Annotated in this window: 6 protein-coding genes; 1 reads left to right on the top strand and 5 read right to left on the bottom strand. The window is 45.3% G+C overall.

Annotated features, from left to right (window positions below):
• Positions 1–34: 34 nt before the first annotated feature.
• From HMPREF3002_RS03405 to HMPREF3002_RS03395, 3 genes are read right to left on the bottom strand one after another with little or no spacing between them, the layout of a single operon-like run.
• Positions 35–1681 (bottom strand): hypothetical protein, encoded by a 1647-nt coding sequence (locus tag HMPREF3002_RS03405; RefSeq protein ID WP_070665286.1) that lies wholly within the window; start codon positions 1679–1681, stop codon positions 35–37.
• Entirely contained in the window at positions 1671–2414 is a 744-nt protein-coding gene (locus HMPREF3002_RS03400) for an ABC transporter ATP-binding protein (RefSeq protein WP_003010968.1), read from the bottom strand. Before HMPREF3002_RS03400 ends, HMPREF3002_RS03405 begins: the two co-directional genes overlap by 11 nt.
• Positions 2415–2453: 39 nt before the next feature.
• Entirely contained in the window at positions 2454–4085 is a 1632-nt protein-coding gene (locus tag HMPREF3002_RS03395; protein WP_070665373.1) for a M20/M25/M40 family metallo-hydrolase, read from the bottom strand.
• 208 nt (positions 4086–4293) lie between these two features.
• On the opposite strand from HMPREF3002_RS03395, the gene HMPREF3002_RS03390 reads away from it, so the two are divergent.
• Positions 4294–5775 carry an alpha-amylase gene (locus HMPREF3002_RS03390; RefSeq protein WP_083312655.1) on the top strand — a complete coding sequence of 494 codons (1482 nt, stop codon included), beginning with the start codon at positions 4294–4296 and terminating at the stop codon, positions 5773–5775.
• A 331-nt stretch (positions 5776–6106) separates the two neighbouring features.
• Here the strand turns inward: HMPREF3002_RS03390 and trxA are convergent, their stop codons facing one another.
• Positions 6107–6421 carry a thioredoxin gene (gene trxA / locus HMPREF3002_RS03385; RefSeq protein ID WP_003002728.1) on the bottom strand — a complete coding sequence of 105 codons (315 nt, stop codon included), beginning with the start codon at positions 6419–6421 and terminating at the stop codon, positions 6107–6109.
• Positions 6422–6519: 98 nt separating this feature from the next.
• Entirely contained in the window at positions 6520–9549 is a 3030-nt protein-coding gene (locus tag HMPREF3002_RS03380; RefSeq protein WP_070665284.1) for a CocE/NonD family hydrolase, read from the bottom strand.
• Positions 9550–9588: the final 39 nt, after the last annotated feature.

Genomic DNA, 9588 nt, shown 5'->3' with positions numbered 1-9588 from the left:
AACGAATGACCGATTTCTGTCCCACTCTCTCTTTTTATTCTCCGATCTCTTGGTAGAGAGTGCGGATTTTTTTGCGGTAGATGGTAGAACTGATCCCTGCTCCGATTAACAGGATGATACTATAAAGGATCACAGCCAGTAGGGTGCTGACGGAATGATAGGTCCAAATAAAGCTGACAATAATCAAAAGAAACATCACAAAGAGAAAGACAATCAAGAGAATAGACTGAAGAACTGCATTCCCACGATGACGGGTCATCAACTCTGTGATATTGGTCCAATTGGTGCTAAAGTTCTGAAAATCTTTGACATAGTCTCGAATGCAGATCGGAATGGTTGTTACGACCCAGATCAGCAACATGGCTAGGATAGCTAAGGGATGGACGCCAAAATAGAGACAAACGCCAACTAGAAGAATGACAGGAAGGATGGATTGCACCAAATAAAGCAACCAAAACTTCATGAAGAGATAGCGTTTGAAATCAATAGGGAGGGATCTCAAGTACTCAAAGTTTTCGCGCTCCAGAGAAATACCGATACTAGTCAAGCCACCAAAACTATTGAAAACACCAATCAAGATGGCAACAAGGGTCAGTGGTACCAGATACTGGGGCGTCAAGTAAGAACTGAGTCCTCCTATATTTTTCGATGCTCCTGCTGCTCCACTGAGGAGGAAAATATATGGCAGAATACTCATCATCAAGAGGACTTGCACCAAAAGAGTTCCATCGCTCAAGAGTCTGCGATGATACTGAATGACAAACTGTCTAAAGGAGTCTTTCTGGCCCACATGGATGGCTTTCACACGCTCTTTAACGGTTTGGTTGGTCGCAACTGCAAGGGCTGCATCATAGAACTGCGGGATCACGATTTTGCGAACCAGGCCAATCAAGACCAGAAGGACCAGGATCCATCCTAAGAGGCCTAGGATCGCTTCTCCATCAAAAGGATGGAGGATAAACTGATGAAAGGCCGTAAAAGGTGGAAATAGAATGGGAATATCTGCGCCCCCCGTCACTTCTACCCGATGGGTCTGGACTAGATTAAGATAGAGATAAGCTCCTAGACTCAGAAGGGAACCAATTCCGACCATGATGTTGGAGACCAGGGTCGTGTGTTTTTTGAAAAAGAGGGTCTTGGTGATCAAATGAGCTAGTAAAATCGTCGCTAAAAATAGAACGCCTAAGAGAATTAAGGCACAAAAGAGGCCTAGCAGGATGCCTAACGGATTGAAGCCGCCTGCTTGGACAGGCAGGATCAGAAAATAGCTGACCAAGGGAAGGATAGCCATGAGAAGAGTCAGGATGACCGAGATGCTCTTTCCTGCTATGACTTCTGCATCTGAGAAGGCATAGGGGCGGTAAAACTGCAGGTCCTTGCTTTCATAAAAGACATTGTAAAAACTCATAAAACCTTGGGAAATGGTCATCAAGGAAAAGAGGGCGACCATATTGACAAAGAAGGCTGGTTGGTTCACAAAATCATAGATACTAAAGAGCAAGCCAAATATGAGGAAATAGACCAATCCTAAAAAGAGGTAGTTGAGCACCGATTTGCGGGCGACATTGAGTTTGACGTCCGGTTTTTTTGCCTGTTTGGCACGTAATTTTGCGATCTGAGCGGGCTGACTGGCATAGATGATATTGACATTGACCAGTTGCTGGATCATCTTAAGACGCATGATCGCCACCTTCTTCCTTACGACCCGCTAGGCTGAGATAGATACTTTCCAGACTTTGTTCGGGGTGCTGGCCCTTCAATTCCTCGATCGTCCCATAGAAAATGAGATTTCCCTTTTTGAGAATGGCGATTTTATCACAGAGTTGTTCGGCCACTTCTAAGACGTGGGTAGAGAAAATAACCGTCTTGCCACGATCCGCATGCTGGCGCATCATTTGTTTTAAATCGTAAGAAGCCTGTGGGTCCAAACCGGTCATCGGTTCGTCCAAGACCCAGATATCTGGATCTGACAAGAGGGCTGCAATAACGAAGACCTTCTGGCGCATCCCATGTGAAAAGGATTCAATCACTTCATAGCGGTGGCTCTGAAAATCAAAGATCCTAAGAAGCTCCTCTAATCGTTGATCACAGTCTTTCTGACTCATATCATAAGAGGTCGCAACCAACTCCCAGAATTCATTGGCTGTGAGACGCAAGAAAAGATCTGGCGAATCTGCCACATAACCGATCTTCTTTTTGATCGCCAGTCGATGGCTATAGAGGTCCTGACCATCTACTTCAATGGATCCAGTGGTTGGGGTGATGACACTGACCAGGCTCTTAATCGTCGTTGACTTTCCAGCTCCGTTATGGCCAATCAGGCCGACAATTTGCCCATCTTCGATGGTCAGATCCAAGTGGTTAAGGGCAATGTGCCCATCGTAATCTTTGGTAACTCCGTGAAATGTAATCATGTTAACTCCCTAATCGATCCTCATTGGGACCGTTTTTTCTTATTCTGTTGATAAGCGATCATCGAAATGGTAGAGCAATTCTAGCAGATAGTTTGGAATGGTCTCCAAGAAGTCTTCTTTGTAGACCCGCTCTCCTCGCTTATGCAATTCTTTACCCCATGGTCCTAGATTAACTGCTGGGACCTGAATTTGGGCAATTTTTTCCAGATCCAGATCATAGACTTGAGCTGGTGTGGCTAGGCTATCTAGGACGACTTGATAAGAAGTCACATCCTTTTCCAAGGCACAATAACTGGTGTCGTTAATCCCCATAAAGTATTCTTCCACTTTTAAGAGGTAACCTCTTGTGTCCAGATACTCGCGGTAATCAGTGATGAGGGACACGATATTGAAATCGGTATTGTCTAAAAAGCGGCAATTCATGGAAGGATAATATGGGGGCGCAAAACCGATGACCACCATAGGATCCTTATCTCCGAGAAACTCAAGGAGTCGCTGGATTTGCTGAATCGCAAGGCTCTGGTAGCTGGTCCCATTACGAAAATCTTGCTCCGCTTTTTTATTAGAAGCTTCTCTAAAGGCTTGGTAGCCCTCTAAGGCTTGGCAACGTTCCTCTAGTTCTTGATAGGTGATGACTCTTGGCTTTGCAATCATATGGTCTTGGCCAGCCTGATCCTGCAAGTGCTCATACTTCTTGTAAAAGGCATCCAAGGCCTCCTGACTAAGCTCATAGATTCGTTGCAAGAGCTCTTGGGGTGTTTTCTTCAAATGCAGCACACTGAAATAACCAGCCGCATAGAGTACTGTCGATACATCGTACTGCTCCTTCAAATCTCTGAGATAGGACCAAGAAGGAAGGGGAGACGTTTCTCCCAAGGCCTGATCAGCCAGATCGGGATGAAGATCTAACTGACTTGCGATAGCCACTAAGAGGGACAAGGCATTGATCCCTTTAAGAGGCTCCTTCATATGGGATAAGACGCCTTGCGCCACAACGACTGGCATGAGTTTACCCACTGTGCCAATGTGAAGGACTTTTTCTTTTTCTAGATCTGATTCAAAGGGCTCCGAATCCACTGCTAATACATAATTCAGATCAAACTTTTCCTGCAAATCTGTCAGGAGCCCCAAAGCTCCCCGCATCCCACGTGAATAGGATTCCTCGTCTCCAACAGAGAGATAGAGCAGATTGACCTGACCTCCTGAGGGATCCGCCGCATAGGCTTCCAGAACCCCTAATTGAAGGGCCAAGGCTGCTTTCATATCGCAAGAACCTCTGCCAAATTTCCATTGACCAGAAGCTAAATCAGCCTGGATATCTGGTCGCATATCTAGTGTTTTCAAGGCTGCTGCTACTTTTTCAGAATCGAGCGCGATCTCCGACAAATGTCCATAGTCTTCAAGATCGACTGTATCATGGTGGTGAAACAAGATAAGAGTTTTTTTCTTGCCTTTATCGACCAAGGCCCAATTGACCGACCGATGCAAGTGATCCTGTGGTACCTGATAGCGCCCAAAGTGGTCCGGATGTTCCTTAAAATAGGGGATTTGGGCAATCCGTTGATCCAGGAAGGCTTCGATTCCTTGCTCTGTCTCCGTGTTGGTGAAGCTTGGAATCGCCAAGGCTTCGGTAAAAATCGTTTCGATGCTCTCTCTATTGGTGGTTTTCACTTTCAAACCAATCCTCCTTTGATATGATCAAACTATAAAATAAATAGAAATATATGTATCAGACTGATATTTCTACGTAAATAAAATGCTACTTTTTATATTCTCACTTTATTTCTTTCATGTATGCGATTTCTTTTCCAGAAAGGGCTTGCTTCCAGCGCAAACGTTTGTCGCATCCAACTATTTTTGGTAAAATAGGGACATTCACATGAAAGAAGAAATAACGATGGAAAATCAAACCTTAATGCAATATTTTGAGTGGTATTTGCCCGCTGATGGGAACCACTGGACGCGTCTTGCTGAAGATGCGCAACACTTAGCAGACTTGGGTATTCGCAAGGTCTGGATGCCACCTGCCTTTAAAGCTACTTCTAACAATGACGTTGGGTACGGAGTCTATGACCTCTTTGATTTGGGCGAGTTCGATCAAAAAGGAACGGTTCGTACCAAATACGGTTTCAAAGACGATTATCTTCAAGCCATCCAAGCCCTCAAAGATGCAGGGATTCAACCAATGGCCGATGTCGTTCTCAACCACAAAGCTGCTGCAGATGGCTTAGAAGAATTCGAGGTCGTTGAGGTCGATCCGATGGATCGAAACAAGATCCTTACCGAACCTTTCACCATTCAAGGATGGACCAAATTCACCTTTGATGGCCGAAATGGCGCCTATAATGACTTCCACTGGCATTGGTACCATTTCACCGGTACGGACTACGATGCTTCACGTAATAAAAGTGGGATCTACCAAATCCAAGGGGACAACAAAGGTTGGGCCCATGGAGATCTGGTTGACAAGGAAAACGGAAACTACGATTACCTCATGTACGCCGATATCGATTTCAAACATCCCGAGGTTGTAGAAAATCTCGACCAATGGGCTGAATGGTTTATTGAAACAACAGGGGTTGAGGGCTTCCGTCTGGATGCGGTCAAACACATCGACTCCTTCTTTATGAAGAATTTCATCCACAATATTACCCAAAAGTATGGTGAAGATTTCTACGTCTTTGGTGAATTTTGGAATGGGGACACAGAAACCAACGATGAGTACTTGGAAAGCATTGACTACTTATACGACTTGATCGATGTGGCTCTCCACCAAAATCTCTTCCGAGCTAGTCAAGAAGGTGAAAATTTCGACCTTCGAACTATTTTTGACGGAACACTAGCGCTCAATCATCCTGAACAGGCCGTAACCTTTGTGGACAACCATGATACCCAACGAGGGCAAGCCTTGGAATCTACCATCCAAGAATGGTTTAAGCCTGCAGCCTATGCCTTGATCTTACTTCGTGAAGCTGGTTTGCCTTGTGTCTTCTATGGAGACTACTACGGTATCGAGGGCCAATTTGCGCAAGAAAGTTTCCAAGGGGTCCTCGATCGACTCTTATGGGTTCGTAAAGATCTGGCTTATGGGGAACAAACGGACTATTTCGATGATCCTAATTGCATCGGTTGGACACGTTCAGGTACAGAAGAATCAGCACCAATCGCCTGCTTGATTTCCAATAACCAAGCTGCTACAAAAGTCATGGAGATCGGCTCATCCTACGCAGGCCTCACCTACTATGATGTCCTTGAAAATTGTAGCGAAACTGTCCAAGTTCGAGAAGATGGTACTGCCGAATTCCCAGTGGCAGAACGCTCTGTCAGCGTCTGGGTAGCCCAAGATACAGAGGGCCAATAACCAATAAATGTGATTTTCTCCTAGGATCTACCTGTTCCTAGGAGAATTTTTTCCTGTAAAATTTTTATAGGAAATACAGCTTCATTTTAGCATTATAAGAAAGCGCTGTCAACGGGTATCGCGTCTATTTGAAAGAAATAAAGAGCATCAAAAAAAGCTGGAAAAATTATCCAGCCTTCGATATTTGATAGAAATAACTGCATGATGCAGTGGTTGAGTGGGCTCTAATACGCTGATTTCATCAGCTTTTACAGCCCTACTCAACTGTGCGGATGTGGGACGATGAAATCGAATTCTAACGAATTACCGATTTCTGTCCCACTCTCTCTTTTTAGCTCAATTCTGCAATGATTTCTTTTAATTGGGCTTTCGTATGAACTCCAGCCACTTGTTTCACGACTTGGCCATCTTTTTTAAAGAGAAGAGTTGGGATCGACATGATACCGAATTGACGCGCTGTATTTGGATTTTCATCGACATCCATCTTACAGATTTTCAAATCATCTTCATGTACTTCTTCTGCCAACTGATCCAAGATCGGTGCTTGCATGCGACATGGACCACACCAAGTTGCCCAAAAGTCAATCAAGACAAGGCCTTGGCTGGTTTCTTGTTCAAAAGTTGCATCTGTGATTACGTGTGCCATATTTCCTCCTTTTTCAGTAGGCATCTACTGATTCTGCATTTCTACTTTTATTTTACACTAAATAATGCCATTTTAGAAATATTTGCTACGGGGACTCCTTAGGCATCTTCTTTCTTCTTGCGCCAAAAGACGAGGCTAGAAGCTGTCAGGGTAAACAGACCTAAGAGACCCAGAGCATGTTCTTTGCTCCCTGTTTGAGGAAGCGTATGATCTGCTTGTTCTCCTCCTACTGCAGAAGTCGCAACTTGAGGATCTTCTGCCAATCCTTGTGAAACAAATTGAGGGCCATAGGATACAGCTAGTGTAAGACGAGATTGCTCTTGTCTTGCTGATTCTCTTTGCATCTGCTCTTCTTTTTCAGGAAGAGTTTGGCTTGGTTGGACAAAGTATTCTGGGCTTGGAAGCCTATATTCTTCCTTGTAGTGGACTTCTGGAGCGACTAGAGCAGCACCTTCAACTTCTGGTAAATTCGCATAGTCTGTATCTGTTGCACTTGGTACATAGGCTACCTTTTGGGCGCGGGTCTTTTCGACAATTGGAATCGCCACCTGGATAGAATCTGTCTTGAAGGTCACTTCATAGGGATGCTCCACCGTTAAATCAGATGGGTCATAGGTGTTAAAGACTAGGGCTAACTTGTGACCTTTCTTAACCGTATAGAGATTTGGTTGGAGATAAACCGTGTAATCGTGGTATTCTCCCACCTTTGGCTCAATGCTAGCGCGTGAGCTTGCTGAATCGTAGCCAGACTCAGGGTTCGCAAGGTTGATCCACCCTTTTGCAATCACCTTGTACTTGGTCTTGATGGTTTCGTATTCGGCAACAGATAGGTTGCTTAGATTGCTTCCCATCCAGAAACCGTCTGCTGTTTTATCTTGCTTGACGCTACCATTTCCTACCACGTCAAAGTCCTCATCTGCCACATCTACCAAGAGGGCATTGATTTGGAAATTCTTTCCTTGACCCTTGGCAAGAGCCGCCTTGAAATGAACGGGGATGTGGCCCTTGATCGTAGTGTCCTCAGTAACATCAGAAACGAAGGTCAGATTGGCCTTAGAAGAGGCTTTGCTGACGGTTTCATTACGGTTAGCGATCTCCACACCAGCAGCCGCATAATCACTAGAAATGGTTTCTTCTAGCCGTTTCGAGCTTGCATTCAAGAAGAGGCGTTGACTGCTCTTCCAGTTATCATAGCTGGTCCACTTGCTTGGATCATAGTTGTTTTGAGCTAGAACCGCTGGCAAGCTTTCGACGTGATTATCCACTCCGTAAAGGTAATGGGTCAGCCATGTATTGAGCAGGTCATAAAAGTCCTGACCATTGGCGGTGATGCCGTATCCCCTTGACATTGCCGCCGGATAGACGTGATCTCCTTGGTGGAGATAGAGCTTAACATCTTGTCCTGCTTTCTTGAGGGCATCGTACATAAGTTCAAAGTGTTTGGTCTTGACATTGTCATCATTCAGGCCATGGACGATCAGGGCGCTGGTCTTGAGATTTTCCGGATGAAGGGTATAATCCCGCTCTTTCCAGACATCACTGTAATTGCGATCATGAGCGTACTGGTCCTTGTTTAATTGGTTAATGTAGTTGGAATAGTTTTGCCAAATCCCTGCCCAATCGTCTTGGTCCAGCATCCGTGTGCTAACGTAGAGGGAGAGCCATGAAAGGTCACTATAAGGCGCATTGCCAAATTGGGTTCCTTGGCTATTGAAATAATCATACCAAGAGGCAATCCCTGCTGCTGGAACGATGGTCTTTAGGCCTTCTACGCCAGTCGCTGCCACACCAAAGGTTGTGGTGCCAGCCCAGGATAAACCGGTCATTGCGACATTGCCACTTGCCCAGTCTGCCTTGATTTCGATATTGCTAGTCTTATCGGTGTAGGCTTTGCGTTTGCCATTGACCCATTCGATGATATTCTTGAAGGCATTGATTTCGAGATCAGACCCTGTCGTGTTAAAGCCTTCGGATCCCTTGGTCCCAAGTCCAGCACTTGAGATAAAGGCATAGCCCCTGACCAAAAAATAGTCATACCAGTTGAGATCTTCGTAGTCATAGATATACTCGTAGGGACTGTAGTAGTACCAATCCGATGCTTTGGCTTTTTTCGCTGCTTTTACTGTCGTCTCACTGCCAACTGGCTGTCTCTTTGCAGGTTGGCTGTGCAGTTTCTTCATGTCGTAGCTGCCGTCTGTCGGAAGCCCCAGACTTTCAAGGGTCACGTAGTTTTCATCGAGTGTTCCTGCTACGTAAGGACGCGCTTCCAGAATAGTGGCTGCCTTAAAATCACCTTGCGCTACGGCTTTTGGTAGTTGAACAATGGCTTTGACCAAGTCAGGCTTGCCATCTGCATCGGTATCGTAGTCTGTTTCGACATAGACTGGGAAGCGTACAATTTGGCTATCTTCATATTTGTAGTCTTGGTCTGCTTTTTCTCCTGTCGTATAAGGGAAAATAGGCTGGGCACGACCATTTAAAAAGAGCGGGCTTTTCTTTTCAGCACGATAGGCATCGTAGAGTTTTTTAGCTGTTTCATACATCTTGGCCAATTCTGGCTGACTGACCTTACGAGTCAGATCTTCTGATTTTTCAATCAAGCCTAAACTCTTGGCAAAGCGTTCGCGATCTGCTTGGCTTTGGCCCAGTTGGCTAGGATCTGTTGCTGCCCATTGAAGCAAGCCATTAACAGCATCTTGGACCGTCAACTCTTTAGAGGTCTGATCCTCTGCAAGGGTGCTACCTGTGACCTTTGCCAAATCCTGGGCTGTTACCGAAGCTTCTGAAGTAGAAGCAGCTTGAGGCGCAACTTCCCTGTTTGTTGCTGCTGGAGTTGCTACTGGGACCGTAGGCTCACTTTGTCTTGTGTGTTCTTCTGTAGCAGGGTTTGCTTGATTGGCAACTGCTGTCCGATCCAGCGATGCCTCATTCAAGTTTGCTGCTTCTTCACTAGTGACAGTACTTGCGTCACTTGTTGTCGGTCTTGCTTCAGTAGATGGAGCATGGACCACTTCTGTCGATGGGGCTAACTCTTCCGTTTGCTCGTCTGCTGCTACTACTTGATGCAAGACCATCGGCGCGATCAGTAAGCTCGATGCGACAATGGAAACCATTGTTTTCTTTTTCATGTCAATCTCCTCACTTTTTGTAATCAACACTCCTATTAT

The organism is Streptococcus sp. HMSC065E03 (genome assembly GCF_001815045.1).
Lineage (GTDB): Bacteria > Bacillota > Bacilli > Lactobacillales > Streptococcaceae > Streptococcus > Streptococcus parasanguinis_AD.
Note: the sequence above shows the minus strand (reverse complement) of the source record. Positions and strands in the feature narration are given on the sequence as shown.

Bases quoted from the DNA above. Each gene is read 5' to 3' on its own strand.
- HMPREF3002_RS03405 (WP_070665286.1), bottom strand. From the start codon at position 1,681: ATGCGTCTTAAGATGATCCAGCAACTGGTCAATGTCAATATCATCTAT.
- HMPREF3002_RS03380 (WP_070665284.1), bottom strand. From the start codon at position 9,549: ATGAAAAAGAAAACAATGGTTTCCATTGTCGCATCGAGCTTACTGATC.
- HMPREF3002_RS03390 (WP_083312655.1), top strand. From the start codon at position 4,294: ATGAAAGAAGAAATAACGATGGAAAATCAAACCTTAATGCAATATTTT.
- trxA (WP_003002728.1), bottom strand. From the start codon at position 6,421: ATGGCACACGTAATCACAGATGCAACTTTTGAACAAGAAACCAGCCAA.
- HMPREF3002_RS03400 (WP_003010968.1), bottom strand. From the start codon at position 2,414: ATGATTACATTTCACGGAGTTACCAAAGATTACGATGGGCACATTGCC.